Raw genomic sequence first — 23,122 nt, 5'->3', positions numbered from 1 at the left:
TTTCCGGCGCAGTCGGGGACGCCGCGGGAGTTGCCGATTCCGCACGCTCCGCGGTGCCCGTTCGGGTGTTCTGCGACGGCCGCCTTCCGATACTGTGTGAGACCACCCGACCCGTCGAAGGAAGTCCCGCGTTGCCACTCCATCCACGAGTCCCCCGTTCGTGTGCGCCGCGCAGGATCGGTGCCGTCGCCTCCGTGTGCCTCGCCGCCGCCTTGGCGCTGGTCGGTTGTTCCGACTCCGAGTCGCAGGACGACGCATCCACCATCGTTCGCACCACCACGAACATCGCCGGTGCCGGAGTGGTCGGCAACAACCGGGACACCGCGGGTCTGTGCCCCGCCCTCGCACCACTCGATCCGACCGGCATCGAGGGTGACACCAGACCCGTCGGACATGCCGAGGGCATCAGCGTCCTTCCGGCCGACCCCCAGCGCATCGTCGTGCTCGATGCCGCAGGCCTGGACGCGAGCTGCGCGGTCGGCATCTGGGAGCGCGTCGTCGGGGCGGCCACGATCGACCCCGATTTCCGGGGCGACGGAGACCAACCGCTGTACCTGGGCACCGGATTGGCGTCCGTTCCGTCCGTCGGGCCGGTGGGTTCACCCGACATCGATGCCATCGCCGCCCTCGACCCCGATCTGATCCTCGGTGCCGAGTCGCTCGGATCGACTATGTACGACGAGCTGACAGCCATCGCCCCGACCGTCTTCACCGCAACGGGGCAGGGTTGGAAAGACACCTTTCTGCAGTCCGCGGCGGCGCTCGGTCGCGGCCAAGCGGCATTCGAGGCACTCGCATCGTTCTCCGCCGACGCCGAACGAGTCGGTCGTGAGATCGACGCCACCCAGACTCAGGCGTCCGTCGTCCGATTCGCTGCGGATTCCATCGAGGTGGACGGACCGAACTCGTTCGCGGGCCAGATACTCGACGAGGTCGGAGTCGGCCGGCCCCAGAGCCAGCGCGACGCCACGTTCTCGGTCGAGTCGGACAACCTCACGCCGGTCGAGGGAGACATCGTCTACGTGCGATTCGCGGGCCCCGACGGCGAGAGCTTCGGGCGCGAGGTGATGGACTCCGATGCGTGGCACGCTCTCGGTTCTGTCACCGACGGTCGGGTCTTCGCCGTCGACGACACGGTGTGGTCGGGCAGCGGCGTCGTCGCGGCACGGGCCGTTCTGGACGACCTGTCCGCCTCCCTGAACGCCTACGTCTCCTGACGCGATGCCGATTCCCGAATTCGTCCGCGCTCTGCGCAGTGTCGTCGGAACGTCGCCGTTGTGGTTGTCCGGTGTCAGCGCAGTCGTTCTCGACGACGACCGGCGCGTGCTGCTGACTCTGCGAGCGGACAACAACACCTGGGCCGTGGTCTCGGGAATTCTCGAACCGGGCGAGGAACCCGCCCCGGCAGCGCTGCGTGAGATCGGCGAGGAAACCGGGGTGGACGCCTCGATCGAGCGCTTGACGAGCGTCGACGTGACGGAGCCGATCACCTACCCCAACGGCGACGTCGCGCAGTATCTGGACATCACGTTCCTCGCTCGATACACCGGCGGCATCCCGCATGTGGCCGACGACGAGAATCTCGACGTTGCCTGGTTCGCACTCGACGCGCTCCCCGAAAACCTCACGGCCACTTCGCGATTGCGAATCGAGAAGGCCATCGCCGACGAACCGTCGGCGTGGTTCCGGCGCTGACTCCCGACCGCACCGAGGACACAGTTCGACCGAACCTTCCCCCTTTCGATTCGTAATGTGATATCACTTTAATATCACCATCGAGAGGGAGGTTCTCATGTCCGCACCTGCAACCGTCGCCGAGAAGCCGACGGGTACTCCGACCACCACCATCGCCGAGCGCCCGGGATGGGATCTACCCGGCTGGTCGATGCTCGGCATCGGCCTCGCGCTGCTTCTCGGCGGAATCGTTGCGTTCACGGTCGGACTGGTCTTCTCCGTCGTCGGACTGATCGTGACCGGGGTCGTACTGTTCGTCCTCTCACTTCCGGCACTCATGGGCCTGACGCTGGTGCAACCGAATCAGGCTCGCGTTCTTCAGCTCCTCGGGAGTTCGTACAGCGGCACCCTGCGGACGCCGGGGCTGCGCTGGACAAATCCGTTGACGTATCGCAGGGCCATCTCGACCCGAATCCGCAACCACGAAACCGGACAATCCAAGGTCAACGACGCCGACGGCAACCCGATCGAAATCTCCGCCATCGTCGTCTGGCAGGTCGCCGATACTGCACTGGCGTCGTTCCAGGTCGATGACTACGAGGAGTTCGTCGCCGTCCAGACCGAGTCCGCCGTCCGGCACATCGCCGGCAGCTACCCGTACGACGCCGAAGGGCGAATGTCGTTGCGGGAGAACGCCGACGAGATCACTGCCGCCATGTCGGAGGAGGTGCACGCACGGGTACGTTCGGCCGGTGTCGAGGTGATCGAAACCCGAATCAACCGGTTGGCCTACTCCCCGGAGATCGCTCAGGCAATGTTGCGGCGGCAGCAGGCAGGCGCGGTCATCGCCGCCCGTCAGCAGATCGTCGAAGGTGCCGTCGGAATGGTGGAGATGGCGCTCGGGAAGCTGGAGGAAAAGCACGTCGTCGAGCTCGACGAGGAGCGCAAGGCCACGATGGTGTCGAATTTGCTCGTGGTCCTGTGCAGCGACCGAGACACGCAACCGGTCGTCAACACCGGATCGCTGTACCAGTGAGCCATGGCCGTCGAGCGTAAGAAGATTCTGCTGCGGTTGGACCCAGCGGTGCACGACGCTCTCGCCCGTTGGGCCTCCGACGAGTTGCGGAGCACCAATGCTCAGATCGAGTTCCTATTGCGCCGCGCTCTGAGCGAGAAGGGCCGAATGCCCAAGGACGCCGAGGACATTCGCCCGCCGGGACGCCCACCGAATTCGTGAGCGTCCCGGCGTGGCGAACGGGCTCAGAAGTCCCAGTCCTCGTCTTCGGTGTTGACGGCCTTGCCGATGACGTACGAGGAACCCGAACCGGAGAAGAAGTCATGGTTCTCGTCGGCGTTGGGTGAGAGCGCCGACAGGATCGCCGGGTTGACGTCCGTCTCGTCCTTGGGGAACAGGCCCTCGTAGCCGAGATTGTTCAGTGCTTTGTTGGCGTTGTAGCGCAGGAACTTCTTGACGTCCTCGGTCAGGCCGATCTCGTCGTAGAGGTCCTGGGTGTACTCGACCTCGTTGTCGTACAACTCGAACAGCAACTCGAAGGTGTAGTTCTTGAGTTCCTCGCGCTGCGCCTCGCTGACCTTCTCGAGACCCTTCTGGTACTTGTACCCGATGTAGTACCCGTGCACGGCCTCGTCGCGGATGATCAGACGGATCAGGTCAGCGGTGTTGGTGAGCTTGGCCCGTGAGGACCAGTACATCGGCAGGTAGAAGCCGGAGTAGAACAGGAACGATTCGAGCAGCGTCGACGCGACCTTGCGCTTGAGCGGATCGTCACCGTGGTAGAAGTTCAGGACGATCTCGGCCTTGCGCTGGAGGTTGACATTCTCCTCGGACCAGCGGAATGCGTCGTCGATGTCGCGGGTGGAGCTGAGGGTGGAGAAGATGGAACTGTAGCTCTTGGCGTGCACCGACTCCATGAACGCGATGTTGGTGTACACCGCCTCCTCGTGGGGAGTGATGGCATCCGGAATGAGGCTGACAGCGCCGACGGTGCCCTGAATGGTGTCGAGCAGTGTCAATCCGGTGAACACACGCATCGTCAACTGCTTCTCGACGGCGGTCAGCGTTGCCCACGACGGAATGTCGTTTGACACCGGCACCTTCTCCGGCAGCCAGAAATTACTGGTGAGGCGCTCCCACACTTCGGAGTCCTTGTCGTCCTGGACCCGATTCCAGTTGATCGCGGAGACGCGATCGATGAGCTTTACCATGGGTGCCTACCTACAGGTCGATGAGCGAGAACTGGGACGGAACTGCGTGAAAAGTCGCTGACACGAACACTACCCGTTGTGTCCGACAAGTCCGGTAGGCACTACAAAGTGTGCCGCGAGTGTCGCCCGCAGCGACGACCCCTACGCCTGCTTCGGTCTGTCACCACCCCACCGAGCACGGGACGGTTCCGGCTTCGATGGCCTCGACCAACTGCGCATGATCGCGCTCGTTCTGATCGGCGTAGGCGTGGGCGAAAGCCACCATCGCCCGACCGACCTTGTCTCCTCGTCCGAGGTAGTCGGCGATCGCCTCCGCGTCACCACTTCGGGCGTGCGCTCGTGCAAGCACCTCACCGCATGCGGTTGCGAATTCGGTGAGGTACGGCCCGATGATCTCGCCGTCGGGAATGACCTTCATGTCACGAAACTGCCGAACGTAGAAGTTCATGTCCCCCACTGCAGTCCATCCCACGAACATATCGGTGGCACTCTGCAGCATTCGCTGTCCGCTGACCACGCGCGCACCGTGATTGTCGTACCTGCTCGGTTCGAGAAACCGCTCGAACACCGACGGCCCCGCCTGCTTGATCTGCAGGAAGAACGGGTCGCCCGTCCGCCGTTCTTCCAGCAGCGCCAGATACACCCGCATCCCTACGCTCCCGACGCCGACCACCTGCCGAACCACGTCGAGAACTCGGAACCTGGACAGCAGACTCCAGATATGGTCGTCGACCGACTCGCTGTAACCGGCGATGACCGCCTGCACGAGCTCGATCTGGGAATCACCCACGTGGGTGCGAAAAGGCGCGTCCTCGCGAATTCGTCTACGCCCGTCCCTCGTCTCGGTGAACTTGCGGGACGCCCCACGGCTGGTACGACGCTCGGCTTTCGTTTCGATCAGTTTCTCGGCGTGGCGGGCGATGCCCGACGAGAAGTGACCGAGCAATCCCGCGACGTCGATGCGGTCGTACCAGATGTCGATCTCCGGGGTCTTCGCGTACGCCCTCATCTTTCTGCAGTACGCCGCTGTCATCGCTGCGACCGCCCGATCGGAGCGCCGCGCATCGACCCCGTTCTCGCGACCGAGAACCACCAGAGACGTCGCCAGCCTCTCGAGATCCCACTCGAACGGGCCCGGCAGCGTCTCGTCGAAGTCGCGGAGATCGAAGTACAGGTTCCGTTCGGGGGTGGCCCACAATCCGAAGTTCAACACGTGGGCATCGCCACACAACTGGACCTCGATGCCGGTGTGCGGAGTCGACGCGAGATCGGCCGCCATCACGGCCGCGGCCCCACGGAAGTAGGTCCACGGCGACGCGGACATACGGGCGTAGCGGATCGGTAATAGCTCCGGCACCCGAATGGTGTTCTGCGCCAGCACCGTTTCGAGCGCATCATGGCCACGTGAGGCTGGATCCCACTCGCCCAACCCGCTGCGGGGTACGCGCCGTCGGGCGTGTCGACCACGCGACAATTGCTCGGAAGGACGTGCGTCCTTCCGAGCAATTGTCACATCGATATCGGATTCGACCTCGTCGCCCGCTTCGGTGTCCATGCCTGATTATGCTCCGCGGCGCACCGCGATATCGCGGTATTCGCCACAGGCCGACCGACCGAGTCGACTACAGCATGCAGGACACGCAACCCTCCACTTCGGTGCCTTCGAGGGCCAACTGGCGCAGGCGGATGTAGTAGAGCGTCTTGATGCCCTTACGCCATGCGTAGATCTGCGCGCGGTTGATGTCACGAGTGGTGGCCGTGTCCTTGAAGAACAGCGTCAGAGACAGGCCCTGATCGACGTGTTGCGTTGCAGCAGCGTAGGTGTCGATGATCTTCTCGTACCCGATCTCGTACGCGTCCTGGTAGAAATCCAGGTTGTCGTTGTCGAGATACGGTGCCGGGTAGTAGACGCGGCCGATCTTGCCTTCCTTGCGAATCTCGATCTTCGACGCCACCGGGTGAATCGACGAGGTGGAGTTGTTGATGTACGAGATGGAACCGGTCGGCGGGACGGCCTGCAGGTTCTGATTGTAGATCCCGTGCTCCTGCACCGACGCCTTCAACGTCGTCCAATCCGCCTGAGTGGGAACGGATACGCCCGCATCGGCGAACAACTTCGCAACCTTGGGTGTGGCCGGCTCCCAGACCTGATCGGTGTACTTGTCGAAGAATTCACCCGACGCGTACTTGGAGTCCGGGAACCCCTTGAAGTACTGCCCACGAGCCTTGGCCAGCTGATTCGATGCCTGGAGAGCGTGGAACAGCACCGTGTAGAAGTAGATGTTGGTGAAGTCGATGCCCTCGGTCGAGCCGTAGTGAATGCGCTCCCGGGCGAGGTAGCCGTGCAGATTCATCTGCCCGAGGCCGATTGCGTGAGAATCGTTGTTGCCCTGCTCGATCGACGGCACGGAGAAGATGTGCGTCTGATCGGACACTGCGGTGAGTCCGCGAATGGCCACGGCGATGGTCTTGCCGAAATCGGGCGAGTCCATCGTCTTGGCGATGTTCAGCGAACCGAGGTTGCACGAGATGTCCTTGCCGACATGACTGTACGAAAGGTCGTCGTTGAACGTGGACGGCGTGGAGACCTGAAGGATCTCCGAGCACAGGTTGGAGTGAGTGATCTTGCCCTTCACCGGGTTCGCGCGATTGACGGTGTCCTCGTACATGATGTACGGGTAGCCGGACTCGAACTGCAACTCGGCGAGAGTCTGAAAGAACTCGCGCGACTTGATCTTTGTCTTGCGGATCCGCTTGTCGTCGACCATCTCGTAGTACTTCTCGGAGACGTCGATGTCTGCGAACGGGACTCCGTAGATGCGCTCGACGTCGTACGGCGAGAACAGGTACATGTCCTCGTTCTTCTTGGCCAGCTCGAACGTGATGTCCGGGATGACGATTCCGAGCGAGAGCGTCTTGATCCTGATCTTCTCGTCCGCGTTCTCACGCTTGGTGTCGAGAAACTTGTAGACGTCGGGGTGGTGAGCATGCAGGTAGACCGCGCCCGCGCCCTGACGCGCACCCAGCTGGTTGGCATAGGAGAACGAATCCTCTAGCAGCTTCATGATCGGGATGACACCCGAGGACTGATTCTCGATGCGCTTGATGGGCGCGCCGGCCTCGCGAATGTTGCTCAGCAGCAACGCAACTCCGCCACCACGCTTGGACAGCTGCAGGGCCGAGTTGATGGAGCGACCGATGGACTCCATGTTGTCCTCGATACGCAGCAGGAAGCACGATACGGGCTCGCCGCGCTGCTTCTTGCCGGAGTTGAGGAAGGTGGGCGTCGCGGGCTGGAAGCGGCCTGCGATGATCTCGTCGACCAGATCGGTGGCCAGGGCCTCGTCGCCTGCGGCCAGCGTCAGCGCCACCATGCACACCCGGTCCTCGAACCGCTCGAGGTAACGCTTGCCGTCGAACGTCTTGAGCGTGTACGAGGTGTAGTACTTGAACGCCCCGAGGAACGTGGGGAACCGGAACTTCTTCGAGTACGCGTGGTTGATCAGGAACTTCACGAACTCGCGAGAGTACTGGTCCAGAACCTCGGGCTCGTAGTAGTTCTCCTCGACGAGGTAGTCCAGCTTCTCGTCCAGATCGTGGAAGAACACGGTGTTCTGATTGACGTGCTGCAGGAAGTACTGATTGGCAGCCTCGCGATCCTTCTCGAACTGGATCTCACCGTTGGGGCCGTACAGATTGAGCATCGCGTTGAGCGCGTGGTAGTCCATGTCGCCGTCGCCGCGGACGGTGCTGGGTACGGGTCCTGCGTCGGTGATGGTCGGTGCCACGGCGATGCTCCTACTGGGTATGTGGTGGGTGGTGCTCTAGTGCGTGTGGGCGGCGCGTCGGACTTCACGTTCCCAGAAGTCCTCCAGCCCCTCGCGGACCCGCACTACATCCTCGGGGGTGCCCATCAATTCGAATCGGTAGAGATACGGAACTGCACACTTCTGCGATATGACATCTCCCGCGAAGCAGAACGAGTCACCGAAGTTCGTGTTTCCGGCAGCGATGACAGCTCGGATCAACGACCGATTGTGCTTGTCGTTGAGAAACTTGATCACACGCTTGGGGACGTAGTTGGTGTCGCGCCCGGAGTACGTGACCCCTCCCCCGTACGTCGGCACGATGAGGACGTAGGGAGTGTCGACACGAAAGGTGCCGTCCGGATCACGAAGTGGAATGCGTGTCGCGGGAATGTCCAGCTTCGAGACGAAGCGGTGAGTGTTCTCGGACGCGCTGGAGAAATAGACCAGTGAGTGGGTGGACTGCGGTTGGAAACTCACCGCTCACTCACTTCCTCGTTCTGTTCAAGCAGCGTTCGCTGCAAGGCTCTTGATGCGGTCCGGACGGAAGCCGGACCAGTGATCGTCACCGGCAACGACGACCGGAGCCTGCAGGTAGCCGAGAGCCATGACGTAGTCGCGCGCTTCGGGGTCCTGCGAGATGTCGATGACGGAGTACTCGATACCGGCCTTGTCGAGGGCGCGGTAGGTGGCATTGCACTGAACGCAGGCGGGCTTGGTGTAAACGGTGATGCTCATGGTGTCCCTCTTTCCGTTGTCGCCATCGGGTGAACCGACGCGACCGATGTGCTCTGCGTGTGGCACCGAGAACATCTCCCGCTCAGGGCGACTTCGACCTGCTCGAACCCATGTGTGCAGGCTCTTCGAGTTGTGGTCTCTCGGTTGGTCAAACACTACACCTAGTGTTCGACATCTGCCTAGAACACGAGATGTTGCGAACAACATGCTTGGTATTCGCTGGTCACGGCGTTGTCGAGCCGCGAGAATCGGCCGATATCGGCGTGTCGCACGTCACATTGCTTGCATGTTGTTCGTCACAGGGAGACCGGGCCGGGGCCATGACGTGTACCGAGAACCGCCGACCCTCCCCACGACACGCCGAAGGGCCCTCGAACTTCTCCGAGGGCCCTTCGGCGATCACGCAGTGGTCAGCGCTGGCGCGCCTTGAACCGCGGTTCCTTCTTGTTGATCACGAACACCGTGCCACGGCGTCGAACCACCTGTGCGCCGGGCTTGTTCTTGAGCGATTTCAACGAGTTTCTCACCTTCATGCCGCAACCCTACATGAAAATGATTCCCATAACCGAACGGGTCAGGCACTCACGAGTTCGTCGGCGGCCTTCACCAGTTCGGCAACGACGTGGCCGATCTCACCGAAGACCTCGGCGTTCTCACGCGGGTGGGCCGAGCCGAACTTGTCGACGGTGCCACCGATGGAGAGCCGAACATCCTCGAGAACCGTTCCGCCGGCGATGCGGACGGCCTTGCTGGTGTCCTCGTGCGCCCACTTCGCTCCGTTGCCGCTGGGGGAAGCGCTGATGACGACGACCGGCTTGCCCACCATGGCACCCGCACCGTAGGGGCGCGAAAGCCAGTCGATGGCGTTCTTCAGCACGGCCGGAATGGTGCCGTTGTATTCGGGCGTGACCAGCAACAACGCCGTGGCCTTCTCGGCAGCGGCCCGCAGAGCGAGTGCACCCTCGGGCACCGATCCCTCGACGTCGATGTCCTCGTTGTAGAAGGGGACATCTCCGAGTCCGTCGTAGACCACTACCTCGGCACCGGCGGGTGCCACGATGACAGCAGTCTCGGCGATCCGCTTGTTCACCGACTCGGCGCGCAAGCTTCCGACGAGAACGAGTACATGAGCGTCTGACATGAGGTTATTCCTTCGCGAGTTCGGATGACGTGATCGTCGTGTCAATTCCTACCATCCAAACGGACCGTGGTCCATTTATGTTCCCGGCAAGGTAGGCTTCGTCTGTGACCGGCCCCATGCTGCCCATAGCGGGCGAGGAATCCGAACGGTGCGACGCAGCACGCAACCGTCGCCTTCTCCTCGATGCCGCAACGGATCTGGTGGCGGCCGTCGGAGCCGACGCCATCACCATGGACGCGGTGGCCACCAAGGCCGGAGTGGGCAAGGGCACCGTGTTCCGTCGCTTCGGGAACCGGGCCGGGTTGATGCGTGCGTTGCTCGACCACACCGAGAAGAAACTGCAACACTCGTTCATGTTCGGCGATCCGCCGCTGGGCCCGGGAGCCGACCCGATCGATCGTCTCGTCGCCTTCGGCCGAGCGCGACTGGAATTCGTCAACGTTCAAGGGGAAGTGCTCCGCGCCGCGGAGAGCGCCGACGACGCGCGGTATTCCGCCCCGGCGCACATGGTCAACTTCACCCACGTGCTGTCGCTGCTCCGCGCCGCCGAGGTGGACGGGGATCTCGAATTGCTCGCGTACTGGCTGCTCACACCACTCGAAGCCACCCTGGTCCTCCATCAGTACCGCGATCTGGGAATGCCGATGGATCGCCTTGCCGACGGTTGGGAAGACCTGGTACGCAGGGCAACTCGAGTCCGATAGCCATCGGGGCAACTCGCACTCGGTAGCTCCTGCGTTCAAAGACGGACGACGGCGGCGGCCGCCGCGTGCAGCGCGGTGCCGTACGAGCGGCCGTGACCGGCTGCGTGAACGGCGAGTGGATGCAGCTGATGCAGTGCTGTGCGTTCGCGCCACCCTGCTCGCAACGGCTGCACCGTCTCGTAGCCGCCGACGACGACGTCGAGGTGGGGGCAACCGAACAGCGCCAGCATCGCCAGATCGGTTTCGCGGTGCCCACCGTGCGCCGCCGGATCGATCAGCACCACTCCCGCGTCGGTCCAGAACACGTTGCCGTTCCAGAGATCGCCGTGAATACGACTCGGCGGCTCTGCATCGTCGAAGTCGCCGTCCGCGATGCGTCCACACGCCGATTCGACGATCGACGCCTCCTCCGACGTCACGGTTCCGGCGTCGACCGCGATTCGGAGAAACGGCAACACTCGTTCGGCCGCGTAGAAGGCTCCCCAGGATCGGTGCACCGTACTGCTCATGGGCCGGGATCCGATGAACAGCTGACCCGAGAAGGCGACGCCGTCGGTATCCACGGGTGGCGCACCGAACCCGGCGGCTCCGGCCGAGTGTGTCGCGGCGAGCGCGCGACCGAACCGTTCGGCTCCGGCAGGCGTGGGACGGGTCGCAACCAGCCGCTCGAGTTCGATGTACGCCCGGCCGTGCCCGACGACCCCGACGACCGGGGCCCCGGCCTCGCCGAGCCACCCGAGCCCGGTGGCCTCGGCGGCGTAGAAGTCGGGGTGTGCCTGGGGGTTTCGCTTGACGAAGGTATCGGAGGTTGCACTCACGACCACCGACACTACGCACGGCGCGAGATCTGCCCCGGCATTCGTCATTAGGATGACGTGATGGGACACATCAACTCGGAATTGCGCACGGGGATCATGCGCGAGCTGGCCGTGCAGTCGACCATCGACCCGATCACGGAGGTCCGCAGGCGAGTCGACTTCCTCAAGGACTACCTGGCGTCGACGCCTGCCTCGGGGTTCGTGCTCGGCATCAGTGGCGGACAGGACAGCACGCTCACCGGCAAGCTCGCCCAACAGGCTGCGACGGAGCTCCGAGCAGACGGACACGAGGCCGAGTTCGTCGCCGTTCGCCTCCCCTACGGCGTGCAGGCCGACGAGGACGACGCCTCGATCGCGCTGAAGTTCATCGATCCCGACCGCACGGTGACGGTGAACATCAAGGACGCCGCCGACGCCGCAGCGGCCGCGACGGCGGAAGCACTCGGTAGTGCCGGAATCCGAGACTTCGTCCGCGGCAACATCAAGGCTCGCCAGCGCATGGTGGCGCAGTACGCCCTTGCAGGCGAACTCGGCTACGTCGTCGTGGGCACCGATCATGCCGCCGAGGCGATCACCGGCTTCTTCACCAAGTTCGGTGACGGCGGCGTCGATCTGACCCCACTGACCGGCTTGAGCAAGCGCCAGGGTGCGGCACTGCTGCGCGAGCTGGGCGCACCCGAGAGCACTTGGCGCAAGGTTCCCACCGCAGATCTCGAAGACGATCGACCTGCGCTACCCGACGAGGAAGCGCTCGGTGTCACGTACGAGCAGATCGACGACTACCTGGAGGGCAAGGACGTCACCGACGAGGTCGCCGACAAGCTGGAGAAGATGTTCCTCGCAACCCGTCACAAGCGCACGGTGCCCGTGACGCCGTTCGACGATTGGTGGAAGAGAAGCAGCTGAATCGGGCAGCCACGGGTCGGCGGCGGGGTGTACTCAGCCGCCGGCGAAGGGCGGCAGCACGTCGACCCTGCCGCCGATCACGCGCCCCAGATCGCGGGTGAGATCTTCTCCCACCAGGTACGCCGACACCCGCAGAATCGGCTCCATCGGCGCGCCGTGCCGGGACAGAATCAGCTCTCTCAGATCTGCGAGGGTGGCACCGACCGGCACGGTGAGGTACTCGGACTCGCAGTGCGACGCGTCGACCGCTGCAGCGAAATACCGCACCTCCACCTGGGTGTCACCCACCGATGGCTCCCATGCTGCGGGTGGGAGGTACGAAGCCGTCGGCGTCGATGCCGTGTCCAGCCCACTTGTTCCACATGGCCCCGCGCCACACCGCTGCCAGTTCCTCGTCGGTGGCACCGCCGCGCAGAGCGGCCCGCAGATCGGTTTCGTCGTCGCTGAACAGACAGGACCGAATCGTTCCTTCTGCAGTGATCCTGGTGCGGTCGCAATCACCGCAGAACGAGCGTGTCACCGACGCGATGATGCCGACGGTGGCGTCGGTGCCGTCGACGCTCCACTCCTCGGCCGGGGCCGAGGGGTCGGCACGCCCCACCTCACGCAGATCGAATTCGGTGGACAGCTCGTCGAGCAAGGTCTGGGCGTCGATCATGTTCGCGCGGGCCCACTCGTGATCGGCGTCGAGCGGCATCTGCTCGATGAATCGAAGTGCCACCCCCTCGTCGAGACACCAGCGCAGCAGATCGACGGCACCGGACAGCGTGTCGCGCATCAGAACGGCATTGACCTTGACCGGTCCGATCCCGGCTCGCTGCGCTGCCCTGATCCCGGCGAGCACGGACGGCAATCGGTCTCGTCGGGTCAGACGAGCGAAATCTTCGCGGTCGACGGAATCCAACGAGACGTTCACTCGGGTCAACCCGGCGTCGGCCAAGGACCGAGCCCGGTGTTCGAGACCGACGGCGTTGGTGGTCATCGACAGCGGCACACCCTCCGCGGCATCGCGGCACAACCGCAGAATGTCGTCGAGGTCGCGGCGCATCAGCGGTTCGCCTCCGGTGAAACGCACATCCCGAATCCCCAGCAGCCGCACGGACACCGAGACCACGCGGGCAATCTCGGCGGGTGTCAGCAACGCTGCCGCCGGGATAGCCGGAAGGCCCTCCTCCGGCATGCAGTACGTGCAGCGCAGCGAGCATTTCTCGGTGATCGAGATACGCAGGTCGCGGGCCACCCGGCCGAATCGATCGATCAGGTGTGGCACGTCCGGCCGATCGGACACGGAGTTCACCCCGCCTGCCGCAGAACCCGTGGTGGTGCCGAACCTTGGAATGCCGAGCGAGGTGACACTGTCCACCGTCACCTCGTACCTCGTCTCTGTCGGGAATCACGCCTGTCGTAGATGTGTCTACCCATTATGCCGCAGCCCACACCGAGCGGACGGATCGGCGTGCCTAGGATTGGCAACCATGACGATTGAGCAGACGCACGCGATCACTGGATCCGCACGGTGACCGCAGTATCGGTCGAGGAACACGCCGCCGCGGTCGAGACTCTGCTCGCGGCGCTGACAGCGAGAACCGCTCAGCGAATTCCTCTCGACGACGCGTTGGGCCGCGTCTCGTTCGAAGACGTTCGATCTCCGGTCGATCTGCCACTGTTCCGCAACTCGCACATGGACGGCTACGCCGTGGATTCTCGATCCGTGGCGACGACCCCGGTGACGCTTCCGGTCTCGACGATCATCGCCGCAGGCCCGACGCTGTCGGCAGTTCTCGCGCCGGACAGCGCCGCGAAGATCATGACCGGTGCCCCCATTCCGGACGGAGCGGACACCATCGTCCCCGTCGAGGACACCTCCGTACCGACGGCCGGTTCCGTGACGATCGAAAGAAGCCGCGCAGCAGGCGAATTCGTACGCGAACAAGGAAGCGACGTACGCGTCGGGACAATCCTGGTCGAGTCGGGCCGAGTGCTCGAACCCCGCCACATCTCCGTTCTCGCCGCCGTCGGCTTCGGCGAAGTGGACGTTCGTTCGCGCCCTCGGGTGGCCGTGGTGACCACCGGTGCCGAACTGGTCGACGCCGGTTCGACGCTGACGCCCGGTCAGATCTACGACTCGAACGGCATCACCCTCGCCGCACACCTTCGCGCCAGCGGCGCAGAGGTGGTCTCCGTCTCGCGCAGCTCCGACGAGCCGAGCCGCTTTCGCGAAATCCTCGACGCCGCAACCGAATCGGCCGAGCTGATCATCACGTCCGGCGGAGTGTCGATGGGCGACTTCGAGGTGGTCAAGGACGTACTCCGCCCGCTCGGCGGCAACTTCGGATCGGTTCGTATGCAGCCGGGCGGACCGCAGGGCATCACGATGTTCGACGGCGTCCCCGTGCTGAGCTTTCCCGGCAATCCCGTCAGTACGGTCGTCTCGTACATCATGTTCGCGCGCAACATCGTTCGGCGAGCGGCCGGTCTACCGCCGGTGCTCTCGACCACCGCGGCCCTGCACGAACCGATCGTGTCACCGCCCGGTCGCAGACAACTACTTCGTGGCCGATTACGCGACGACGGACGGGTCGAGCTCGTCGCCGGCCCCGGCTCGCACCTGGTGGCCGCACTGGCATGGGCCGATGTGCTGATCGATATCGACTCCGAGACAACCGAACTCGCCGCAGGAACCGACGTGGAGGTGTGGCCGCTGTGACCACCGACGCCCAGCCACCCCAGCTGTCTCATCTCGACGATCAGGGCCGCGCCCGCATGGTCGATGTGGTGCACAAGAAGGAAACCTCGCGCACGGCCGTCGCCGCCGGTGAATTCCTCACCACGGCCGAGGTCATCGCGCTCGTGCGCGCGGACGACATGCCCAAGGCCGACGTTCTCGCCACCGCCCGCATCGCCGGCATCTCGGCAGCGAAGCGGACGTCGGAACTGATCCCGCTGTGCCATCAGCTCGCCCTCTCCTCGGTGAAGATCTCGTTCGGATTCACCGAGTCGTCCATCACGGTCGAGGCAACCGCCCGCACCACCGGACGCACCGGGGTGGAGATGGAAGCACTGACCGCGGTCGCCGTCGCCGGCCTGACCCTCCACGACATGGTCAAGGCCGTCGATCCCGGTGCCACCATGAACGGCGTCCGGTTGCTCACCAAAGACGGCGGCAAGCACGGACATTGGCAGCGGGACGACGCAGAGGTTTCCCCCGAGGCTGCGGCTGCGCCGATCTTCGAGTCCTCACGGTCCGCGGCGGTACTGGTGGCCTCCACCGGCGGCGCGAACGGAACTCGACCGGACACCACCGGCCCCACCATCGCGTCCTGGTTGACCGATCGAGGCTTCGCCGTGCGCGGCCCACTGGTGTACGCCGATGCCGAGATCGCTGCGGGGCTGCAGGACGCCCTGCTCGGCGAACCGTCGCTGATCGTCAGCACCGGCGGCACCGGCGTATCCCCCACCGATGCGACCCCCGAGGCGACAGCAGCCCTCCTCGACATCGACATGCCGGGCATCGCCGATGCCATCCGAACCCGCGGAACGTCTGCGACGCCTCACGCGGTGCTCAGCCGCGGCGTCTCGGGTCTGATCGGACGCACACTGATAGTCAACCTGCCGGGCTCACCGGGTGGCGTGAAGGACGGACTCTCCGTTCTCGACCCGCTCCTCGACCATGTGCTCGCCCAGATCGCCGGAGGAGGCCCCCACGATGAGTGAGCTCGTCGCCCGTATCTCGAACGAACCGCTGAGCACTGCCGAAGTAGAGGCAGCAGTGCAGGATTCGCGTCACGGTGCCGTCGTACTGTTCAGCGGAATCGTGCGCGATCACGACGGCGGACATGCGGTGGAGACTCTGGAATACCGCGCCCACCCCGATGCAGAACGGTTCCTGAGCCGCTGCTGCTCGGAGGTATCGGCAGAGACCGGATTGGCGGTGGCCGCATTACATCGCGTCGGCGATCTGCGCGTCGGCGACCTCGCACTCGTAGCGGCCGTCGGCTCGGCTCATCGCGCCGAAGCGTTCGAGGCCTGTGCCAGGCTCGTCGAGCGCATCAAGGCCGAGGTCCCGATCTGGAAGCGTCAGGGATTCGAGGGCGGACGTACCGAGTGGGTCGGGCTCTAGGGAACTAGCCGGTCTCGAGGTAGCGATGGACCGGAAGCATCGCGGAGGCGTCGGCGGCGTCGTCCGGTCCTCGCACACAGGCACGCAACCGCTGCTCGACGGCCGACGCATCGAGTTCGGTACCGATCAGCACCAGTGAGGTCTGCTCGGGCTCGCCTCGGGCCCAGGACGCAGCCTCGAATCGAATGTGTCGGCCCACCGTGTGCACGACGAACTTCTGCGGGTAGCCGGCGATGCCGAAATGCACGAATCCCTTGATGCGATAGAGGTTCCCGGAAGGATTCTCCAAGAACTCGATCAACCGACGCGGTTCGACGGGCTCCGCCGTGACGAATTCGGTGTGTGAGTACTGCGCGTGCAAGTGTCGGTCGTGGTCGTGGTCGTGGTCATGGTTCTCCCGGAGTAGTTCGTCGAACGACAGCTGCACCGCCATTGCCGAATTCACCGAGTGATCCTCGCGTCGGTCGAACAGCAGCAGCGGGTCGACGCGACCGAAGGCCACGGGTACGACGGGGACGTCTCCTACGACCGACTGCACCGTCGACACCACCGCGGAGCGTTCGGACTCGCTCACCGCGTCGGACTTGTTCAACACCACCAGGTCGGCCAATTGCAGGTGCTGGTCGATCTCGGGATGCCGCACGCGGGTCTGCGGGAATTCCACGGCGTCGACGACCCCGACGAGCCCGCCGTAGACGATGAATTCGTTCTCGCTGCCCCGGACCATTCTGATGAGATTGCGGGGTTCGGCCAAGCCGCTGGCCTCCACCACGATCACGTCGATGGCGGACCGACGGTGTGCGAGGGCGTCGAACATCGCGTCCATATCGCTGATGTCGACGGCGCAACAGATGCAACCGTTGCCGAGCGAGACCATCGAATCGACCTGGCCGGCCACGAGCATCGAGTCGATGTTGATCGCCCCGAAGTCGTTGACCACAACACCTATTCGGATACCGGAATCATTGCGCAACAGGTGGTTCAGCAGCGTGGTTTTACCTGCGCCGAGAAAACCCGCAACTATCACCACCGGAATTCGTCGACGCGCCACGGCGTCCGAGACTACCGGTCGGCGAGAATCTGCTTCAGCAGGCCTCGAGCGAACGTCGACACACTGCTCACGTTGTCCGGGGTCGCGAGTGCTTCCAGGCCGTCGACGCCCAACGCATTCACGTACGGGGACACGCTCTCGAGCAACCTGGACAACGCGCTGCGCCCCTCGTCCGCGGGGCCCGCGCCGCTGGGTGCTGCCGGAGACGCGGCGGTATCGGTGGTCGCAGTCGCGGCGGGGGCAGCCGCAGGGGTGGTCGCGGCGTCCGTTGGGGTCGAGGGGGTTTCGGCCCCGAGGAGGTAGTCGATGATCCCCGTCGAGATGGCGATCGCATGCTCGAGCTGACCGTCCGAGCTCTCCAGCAGAGCTGCGTCGTCAGGGTTGGATCCGTTGCCCATCTCCACGAACACGAGGGGCACCGTGGTCAGCGCAGGACCGGCGACATCGGATCGCTCCTGTATCCCGTTCTCGACCCCCGCGTAGTTCGCCGGCTCGAAGCCTGCGCGCACGTAGGAGTCTCGCATCAGCGTCGACGCCGAACGTCCCCCCTCGGACTGGGCAGCGTCGGCAGCGGCGCTCGGAATCGGCAGAGTGGGCACGATCAGATGGAACCCGTGCCTGTCGGCGTCGGTCGTCGTACTCGTGGAGTCCGCATGGATGCTCACGGCCACGTCGGCTCCGGACTCACTGGCTGCCCTCGCCCTGTCGTCGACGCAGCCGCCCCAGCCGGTGTCGTCTGCTCGACTCGTCTTCACCGTCGCACCCAGACTTTCGAGGCTCGATCGGACGAGCTCGCTGACCTTCCAGTTGATCGTGTGCTCGGGCACGCCGTCCAGGGTGGTCATGCCGGTGGTCTGGCAGTCCTTGGTGCCGCCACGTCCGTCGTTCACCTGCCGCTGCAGATTCTCCGAGTGTGCGGTGCCCTGATGACCCGGATCGAGGAAGACCGTCTTCCCCGACAACTCCGTGCCTGCGGCGGGTGCCGTGCCGTCCGGTGCTGCCATGGCAGGTGCGGACACGAGCACCCCGGCACCGAGAATCCCGACGCACATCAGCGCCGTCACTACCGATCTGGTCATCGGTGCAGATTTCATAGCGTCTGGCGCAACGGTGGAACTCGCTGCGCAACTCCCCTTTCGACCCCTCGGACACCGCTGATCCGAGCGGGCCACCGCACCGCGGGGCACCACACGTCACAACAGACACTTGCGCCTCAAGTGAAGCAGATATTGCCGTCGACGCGTATCGGGTGATTTTTCGTTAGTGAAACGAGTGCGTTTCGTGACCGATTCGTTGCCGGAAACATCGAAGCGGAGTGCGCCGGCCGATCGCATTCGATCGAACTCGAACCGACTCGAGGATGGCACTACGTATTCAAACCGGACAGTTCGTCTTTCTCACGGATAACGATGAACAGGATCGCCGAGACAATGCTTCTCACAATCACCTCGTCGGTTTCCCGAGCTGCCGAGGTGATTGTGAGAATTCTGCGAATCGAGTAACAATTCCCCGACCCACATGGATAAACACATTGTTCAGCCGTATAGTCGCTTCAGTTCGATCTGGACATCCCCGCATCATCCCCTGCATCATTGGAGAGCTTCAGCATGGCCAGAAAAGTCTATGTGCAACTAGTCGACGACATCGACGAAAAACCGATCGAATCCGGTGGCGAACACATAACCTATTCGGTCAACGGAGTCAGCTACGAAATCGACCTGAGCGACAAGAACGCGAAGGAATTTCACCGCAAGCTCGACTATTACATCGAGCACTCCACCAAGGTCGGTGGAAAGCGAACGAAGAAGTCGAGCACCCCGGCAACCGGTGCCAAGCGCGACGCCAATCAGACCAAAGCCATCAGAGAATGGGCCAAGGCGAACGGCCACAACATCTCGGCGCGAGGCAGAATCCCCGCTGAGGTCGAGCAGGCATTCGACGCCGCTCACTGAGCCACCACAGCCGAATCGGGCTCCGGTCCGACACCCGAAAGCCGATTCGGCGGTCTCGACACCGAAACACGAAAAAAGCGTCGCCCGAGGGCGACGCTTTTTTCATTGACCATCTCGGTGAAGCTTGCTTCTCGGTGGAGCTAAGGGGACTCGAACCCCTGACCCCCACACTGCCAGTGTGGTGCGCTACCAGCTGCGCCATAGCCCCGAGTTACTGCGTGCTCCCGCTCATGCGGTTGCTCGAACGAAGTTACACCATCGGCCGCAGCAGCAACAAATCACCTGGTGCGACCGGTACCGAATCCTCCACGACCGATCGCACCCACGCCCGAGATCAGTTGATCGACGCAAGCCATTCCGAGTCACCGAGCGCATCGACAACCTCACCGTCCACGAGGACCCCCGGCGTTCCCCGGGCACCCGACGCCGCCAGTGCGTCCCGTCCGGTGTTCGCATCCGCTACTGCTGCGTCGCGCTGCGCACCGCTGGTGATGCACTCCGTTGCCAGCTCGCTCGCTCCCGCAGATCCGGCGAGTTCGGCGAGTTCGGCATCGGTTCGGTCGGAGTCACCGCCTTCTTCGGGGCGAAATTCCGGGTCGAACAACCCGGCGTGAAATGCCGAGTAGACCCGCGCGTTCTCGGTCGCTGCCACGCAGTGCGACGCCGCGACGGCACGCGTCGAATAGTCACCGGACGCCGACTGTGGATCCAGGAAATTGACCAGGTGGTAATTCACCGAGACGACACCGTCGTCGATTTTCTGAGCCAACTCCTGGCCGTGTTTCACTTCGAGGTCGCCGCAGAACGGGCACATCGGATCCTCGAAGACATCGATGAGCCGCTGCGCTTCCGGACGCGACAGCTGCACCACCCCGTCACCCGGCAACGACAATTCGACCGCCGGATTCTTGACCGTTCCGTAGCCGTCGTTGCGTGGAGCGTCGCTTCCGCTCTGCCACATGATCGCCACCACGATGACGATCACCACTACGACGAATGCGATGCCGCCCAATACGTACGTCATCGTGTTGGAGGTCGCCTCGGGTGTGTGTTTCGTACTCGATATCTTCTTCTGGCTCACACATCGAATACTACGGTTGCGTGCGTCAGGTGCGCTCGCGCCCGAGCGTGTCCGGAACTCGCGACCACCAGAGTCCGGCCAGGAGAAGCAACGCTCCTGTCACCGCGAAAGCCGGACCGAACGAGACCTGCTCGACGATCATCCCGGCCACGATCGGGCCGATGACCGCACCGACATCGGAGGCCATCTGGAATGCAGCCAGCACGGGCCCTCCGCGCGCCTTCGATCCGATCACGTCGGCAACCGAGGCCTGCTGGGCGGGGCTCATCAGTCCCGATCCGATTCCGGCGATCAACGACACCACGAGAAACAGCACGGGATCGTGCACGTAGCCCATAACGACGGTTCCCAGGCCGCACACCGCCAACCCACCCACCATGAAGGGCTTACGACCGCGCACATCGGACAGGCGACCGGCAGTGGTGAGCACCAGTGCATTTCCCACTGCGAACACGGTCAGCGCGATACCGACGAACACCTCGGATCGCTGCATCGCCTCGACGACGAACAACGGCACCAAGGCCACCCGAACACCGAACACTGCCCACCCGTTGGCGAAATTCGACGCCAGCGCGGCTTGATACGACGGAATCCGCAGGGCGGCGAGCAACGACATCGTGGGCGGTGCCGAGCCCTTCTCCGGCTTGACGAGGTCGGAATTGCCCAGGGTGAAATACACGACGGCCGCGGCGATCACGAGAGCCACGGCGTAGATGACGAACGGCACCCGCAAACCGAATCCGACGAGCGCGCCGCCGACGAGAGGACCGCCGATGGTTCCCAACAGGAAGGCTGTCGCATACAGGCCGGAGATGCGGCCACGACTGGTCGGAGGACTGATCCTGATCAGCAGTCCCAATGCCGACACCGAGAACATCGTCGAGCCGATGCCGCCCAGTCCGCGAAAGAGCAGCAGCTGCCAGTACGTCTGGGCCAGAGCGCACGCACCGGTGGACACCGCAACGATCAGCAGTCCGATCAGGTACACGGGCCGCTCGCCGAGCCGCTGCACCAGAGCGCCACTGGCGGGCGCGAACAGCAACCGCATGAGAGCGAATGCACTGATGACCGCCGACGCCGCGGTGTAGCCGACGCCGAATTCCCGGGCGAACTGTGGCAGAGCGGGCGCGACGATGCCGAATCCGAGCGCGATGACGAACGCCGCGGATACCAGAACCCAGATCTCCGGCGGGAGCTTGCCTCCGGGTTGGAACGCCGGCTCGGGCGTCGAACTGTCGTGATCGGGTGGAGGTGAGTCGGTCACGAGCTCTCGAGTGCGGACGACACCAGTTCACGTGCTGCGGCTTGAACCCGGGCGAGATGCTCCTCGCCCTGGAACGACTCCGCATAAATCTTGTACACGTCCTCGGTTCCGGACGGGCGCGCAGCGAACCAAGCGCTCTCCGTCGTCACCTTCAGTCCACCGAGGGCAGCCCCGTTACCCGGCGCCTCGGTCAGCGTTGCCGTGATCGGTTCCCCGGCAAGCTCGGTGGCGGTGATCTGGCTCGGTGAGAGCTTGGCGAGAACGGCCTTCTGCTCGCGGGTGGCCGGCGCGTCGACGCGGGCATACGTCGGATTACCGAACTTCGCGGTGAACTCGCCGTAGCGCTGCGATGGCGTGGACCCGGTGACGGCGGTGATCTCGGACGCCAGCAGCGCGAGGATGATGCCGTCCTTGTCGGAGGTCCAGACTCGGCCGTTGTGACGGAGGAACGACGCGCCTGCGCTCTCCTCGCCGCCGAAACCGAGCTCACCTGCGAGCAGACCCGGAACGAACCACTTGAACCCGACCGGCACCTCGAGGAGTCGACGACCGAGACCTCCGACGACCCGGTCGATCATCGACGAGCTCACCAACGTCTTGCCCACTGCCGCCGTGGGCGACCAATCGGGTCGGTGCGTGAACAAGTAGTCGATGGCGACGGCGAGGAAGTGATTGGGATTCATCAGGCCACCGTCGGGAGTGACGATGCCGTGCCGATCGGAGTCGGCGTCGTTACCCGTCGAGATGTCGAAGCGATCGCGGGCAGCGATGAGCGACGCCATCGCGTTCGGCGACGAGCAGTCCATCCTGATCTTGCCGTCGGTGTCCAGAGTCATGAAGCGGAATGTGCCGTCCACCAACGGGTTCACCACGGTCAGGTCCAGATTGTGCCGCTCGGCGATGGCATCCCAGTAATCGACACTCGCACCACCCAACGGATCTGCTCCGATGCGCACCCCGGCCGCGCGAACGGCGTCGAGATCGAGCACGTTCGGCAGGTCGTCCACATAGTTGCCGAGGAAGTCGTAGCGCGAGACGCTCCCCGCGAACGCCTGTGCGAGGGTCACCCGCTTGATGCCCGAAATGCCATCGCGCAGAAGCTCGTTCGCTCGAGCGGCGATGACCGATGTGGCATCGCTGTCGGCCGGACCGCCGTGCGGAGGGTTGTACTTGAAGCCGCCGTCCCGGGGCGGATTGTGCGACGGAGTCACCACGATGCCGTCGGCCTGCGCCGACGGGCCTGATTCGTTGTACCGAAGGATGGCGTGACTGACGGCGGGGGTCGGTGTGTATCGGTCCCCCGAATCGACCAGGACGTCGACGTCGTTGGCTGCCAACACTTCCAGAGCCGTCGTCCAGGCGGGCTCGGACAACGCGTGGGTGTCCCGGCCGATGAACAACGGCCCGGTGATGCCTTGTGCCGCGCGGTACTCCACGATCGCCTGCGTCGTCGCCACGATGTGTGCCTCGTTGAACGCCGAATCCAGACTGGACCCTCGATGCCCCGACGTGCCGAACACCACCTGCTGACTGGGTTCCGACACGTCGGGAACCCGCGAGTAGTACGCCGTCACGAGCTGCGAAAGATCGACCAGATCCTCCGGCAGTGCAGTGGTTCCAGCTCTCTCGTGCGCCACGATG

At 64.1% G+C, this 23,122-nt stretch carries 25 protein-coding genes and 1 tRNA gene; 10 read left to right on the top strand and 16 right to left on the bottom strand.

Annotated features, from left to right (window positions below; genetic code table 11):
* Positions 1-176 precede the first annotated feature (176 nt).
* From AB0362_RS00550 to AB0362_RS00535, 4 genes are all read left to right on the top strand, one after another.
* Positions 177-1,217, top strand: coding sequence for an iron-siderophore ABC transporter substrate-binding protein (locus tag AB0362_RS00550; protein ID WP_317532479.1), 1,041 nt, complete (start codon positions 177-179; stop codon positions 1,215-1,217).
* A gap of 4 nt (positions 1,218-1,221) precedes the next feature.
* Positions 1,222-1,695, top strand: coding sequence for an NUDIX domain-containing protein (locus tag AB0362_RS00545; RefSeq protein WP_149405518.1), 474 nt, complete (start codon positions 1,222-1,224; stop codon positions 1,693-1,695).
* A gap of 97 nt (positions 1,696-1,792) precedes the next feature.
* Positions 1,793-2,710 (top strand): SPFH domain-containing protein, encoded by a 918-nt coding sequence (locus tag AB0362_RS00540; protein WP_188078574.1) that lies wholly within the window; start codon positions 1,793-1,795, stop codon positions 2,708-2,710.
* Positions 2,711-2,713: 3 nt separating this feature from the next.
* Positions 2,714-2,911, top strand: a complete 198-nt coding sequence (locus AB0362_RS00535; RefSeq protein WP_037189794.1) for a hypothetical protein — start codon at positions 2,714-2,716, stop codon at positions 2,909-2,911.
* Positions 2,912-2,934: 23 nt separating this feature from the next.
* Here the strand turns inward: AB0362_RS00535 and nrdF are convergent, their stop codons facing one another.
* The 7 genes from nrdF to AB0362_RS00500 all read right to left on the bottom strand — a co-directional run bounded on the left by nrdF (position 2,935) and on the right by AB0362_RS00500 (position 9,585).
* On the bottom strand, positions 2,935-3,900 hold the full coding sequence (gene nrdF, locus AB0362_RS00530) for a class 1b ribonucleoside-diphosphate reductase subunit beta (protein WP_008717549.1): 966 nt from the start codon (positions 3,898-3,900) through the stop codon (positions 2,935-2,937).
* 160 nt (positions 3,901-4,060) lie between these two features.
* Positions 4,061-5,455: a DUF2252 domain-containing protein gene (locus AB0362_RS00525; RefSeq protein ID WP_317532351.1), complete on the bottom strand. Its 1,395-nt coding sequence runs from the start codon at positions 5,453-5,455 to the stop codon at positions 4,061-4,063.
* A 67-nt stretch (positions 5,456-5,522) separates the two neighbouring features.
* Positions 5,523-7,688 (bottom strand): class 1b ribonucleoside-diphosphate reductase subunit alpha, encoded by a 2,166-nt coding sequence (nrdE, locus tag AB0362_RS00520; protein WP_094670108.1) that lies wholly within the window; start codon positions 7,686-7,688, stop codon positions 5,523-5,525.
* A gap of 36 nt (positions 7,689-7,724) precedes the next feature.
* A complete protein-coding gene (nrdI, locus tag AB0362_RS00515; protein WP_149405515.1) occupies positions 7,725-8,186 on the bottom strand; it encodes a class Ib ribonucleoside-diphosphate reductase assembly flavoprotein NrdI in 462 nt (153 codons plus the stop codon).
* A 24-nt stretch (positions 8,187-8,210) separates the two neighbouring features.
* Positions 8,211-8,444, bottom strand: a complete 234-nt coding sequence (locus tag AB0362_RS00510) for a redoxin NrdH (RefSeq protein ID WP_068045912.1) — start codon at positions 8,442-8,444, stop codon at positions 8,211-8,213.
* A 410-nt stretch (positions 8,445-8,854) separates the two neighbouring features.
* The gene (gene ykgO, locus AB0362_RS00505; protein ID WP_037189801.1) at positions 8,855-8,977 is read right to left on the bottom strand and encodes a type B 50S ribosomal protein L36; all 123 of its coding nucleotides are present in this window, start codon (positions 8,975-8,977) and stop codon (positions 8,855-8,857) included.
* A gap of 41 nt (positions 8,978-9,018) precedes the next feature.
* Positions 9,019-9,585 carry an NAD(P)H-dependent oxidoreductase gene (locus AB0362_RS00500; RefSeq protein WP_317532350.1) on the bottom strand — a complete coding sequence of 189 codons (567 nt, stop codon included), beginning with the start codon at positions 9,583-9,585 and terminating at the stop codon, positions 9,019-9,021.
* Positions 9,586-9,689: 104 nt separating this feature from the next.
* On the opposite strand from AB0362_RS00500, the gene AB0362_RS00495 reads away from it, so the two are divergent.
* Positions 9,690-10,289, top strand: coding sequence for a TetR/AcrR family transcriptional regulator (locus tag AB0362_RS00495; RefSeq protein ID WP_094688826.1), 600 nt, complete (start codon positions 9,690-9,692; stop codon positions 10,287-10,289).
* 35 nt (positions 10,290-10,324) lie between these two features.
* On the opposite strand, the gene AB0362_RS00490 is transcribed toward AB0362_RS00495, so the two are convergent.
* Positions 10,325-11,113, bottom strand: coding sequence for a fructosamine kinase family protein (locus tag AB0362_RS00490; RefSeq protein WP_317532349.1), 789 nt, complete (start codon positions 11,111-11,113; stop codon positions 10,325-10,327).
* A gap of 54 nt (positions 11,114-11,167) precedes the next feature.
* Here AB0362_RS00490 and nadE point away from each other — a divergent pair, with 54 nt between their 5' ends.
* A complete protein-coding gene (gene nadE / locus AB0362_RS00485) occupies positions 11,168-12,013 on the top strand; it encodes an ammonia-dependent NAD(+) synthetase (RefSeq protein WP_149405511.1) in 846 nt (281 codons plus the stop codon).
* A 33-nt stretch (positions 12,014-12,046) separates the two neighbouring features.
* Here nadE and AB0362_RS00480 read toward each other — a convergent pair whose 3' ends face one another.
* Both AB0362_RS00480 and moaA read right to left on the bottom strand, forming a co-directional pair.
* Positions 12,047-12,301 carry a MoaD/ThiS family protein gene (locus AB0362_RS00480; RefSeq protein WP_300521490.1) on the bottom strand — a complete coding sequence of 85 codons (255 nt, stop codon included), beginning with the start codon at positions 12,299-12,301 and terminating at the stop codon, positions 12,047-12,049.
* Positions 12,294-13,352: a GTP 3',8-cyclase MoaA gene (gene moaA, locus AB0362_RS00475; RefSeq protein WP_149405648.1), complete on the bottom strand. Its 1,059-nt coding sequence runs from the start codon at positions 13,350-13,352 to the stop codon at positions 12,294-12,296. The genes AB0362_RS00480 and moaA overlap by 8 nt, the downstream gene beginning before the upstream one ends.
* 177 nt (positions 13,353-13,529) lie before the next feature.
* On the opposite strand from moaA, the gene glp reads away from it, so the two are divergent.
* From glp to AB0362_RS00460, 3 genes are read left to right on the top strand one after another with little or no spacing between them, the layout of a single operon-like run.
* Entirely contained in the window at positions 13,530-14,720 is a 1,191-nt protein-coding gene (gene glp / locus AB0362_RS00470; protein ID WP_317532348.1) for a gephyrin-like molybdotransferase Glp, read from the top strand.
* Positions 14,717-15,727, top strand: coding sequence for a bifunctional molybdenum cofactor biosynthesis protein MoaC/MoaB (gene moaCB / locus AB0362_RS00465; RefSeq protein ID WP_317532347.1), 1,011 nt, complete (start codon positions 14,717-14,719; stop codon positions 15,725-15,727). The genes glp and moaCB overlap by 4 nt, the downstream gene beginning before the upstream one ends.
* Entirely contained in the window at positions 15,720-16,133 is a 414-nt protein-coding gene (locus tag AB0362_RS00460) for a molybdenum cofactor biosynthesis protein MoaE (protein WP_317532346.1), read from the top strand. The genes moaCB and AB0362_RS00460 overlap by 8 nt, the downstream gene beginning before the upstream one ends.
* A 4-nt stretch (positions 16,134-16,137) precedes the next feature.
* Here the strand turns inward: AB0362_RS00460 and AB0362_RS00455 are convergent, their stop codons facing one another.
* Positions 16,138-17,184 carry a GTP-binding protein gene (locus AB0362_RS00455; RefSeq protein ID WP_317532345.1) on the bottom strand — a complete coding sequence of 349 codons (1,047 nt, stop codon included), beginning with the start codon at positions 17,182-17,184 and terminating at the stop codon, positions 16,138-16,140.
* Between the two features lie 11 nt (positions 17,185-17,195).
* Positions 17,196-18,263 carry an N-acetylmuramoyl-L-alanine amidase gene (locus AB0362_RS00450; protein ID WP_317532344.1) on the bottom strand — a complete coding sequence of 356 codons (1,068 nt, stop codon included), beginning with the start codon at positions 18,261-18,263 and terminating at the stop codon, positions 17,196-17,198.
* A gap of 528 nt (positions 18,264-18,791) precedes the next feature.
* Between AB0362_RS00450 and AB0362_RS00445 the strand changes: the two genes are divergently transcribed.
* Positions 18,792-19,136: an Lsr2 family protein gene (locus AB0362_RS00445; RefSeq protein ID WP_037190211.1), complete on the top strand. Its 345-nt coding sequence runs from the start codon at positions 18,792-18,794 to the stop codon at positions 19,134-19,136.
* Between the two features lie 135 nt (positions 19,137-19,271).
* On the opposite strand, the gene AB0362_RS00440 is transcribed toward AB0362_RS00445, so the two are convergent.
* The 4 genes from AB0362_RS00440 to pgm all read right to left on the bottom strand — a co-directional run bounded on the left by AB0362_RS00440 (position 19,272) and on the right by pgm (position 23,118).
* Positions 19,272-19,344 (bottom strand) — tRNA-Ala (locus AB0362_RS00440).
* A 126-nt stretch (positions 19,345-19,470) separates the two neighbouring features.
* Positions 19,471-20,217 (bottom strand): DsbA family protein, encoded by a 747-nt coding sequence (locus AB0362_RS00435; protein ID WP_317532343.1) that lies wholly within the window; start codon positions 20,215-20,217, stop codon positions 19,471-19,473.
* Between the two features lie 25 nt (positions 20,218-20,242).
* Positions 20,243-21,400: an MFS transporter gene (locus AB0362_RS00430; RefSeq protein WP_094642463.1), complete on the bottom strand. Its 1,158-nt coding sequence runs from the start codon at positions 21,398-21,400 to the stop codon at positions 20,243-20,245.
* A gap of 77 nt (positions 21,401-21,477) precedes the next feature.
* Entirely contained in the window at positions 21,478-23,118 is a 1,641-nt protein-coding gene (pgm, locus tag AB0362_RS00425; protein ID WP_317532342.1) for a phosphoglucomutase (alpha-D-glucose-1,6-bisphosphate-dependent), read from the bottom strand.
* Positions 23,119-23,122: the final 4 nt, after the last annotated feature.

It is taken from the genome of Rhodococcus sp. NPDC079359 (genome assembly GCF_040702585.1).
Classification (GTDB): domain Bacteria; phylum Actinomycetota; class Actinomycetes; order Mycobacteriales; family Mycobacteriaceae; genus Rhodococcoides.
This window is presented reverse-complemented; position numbering and strand designations above follow the sequence as displayed.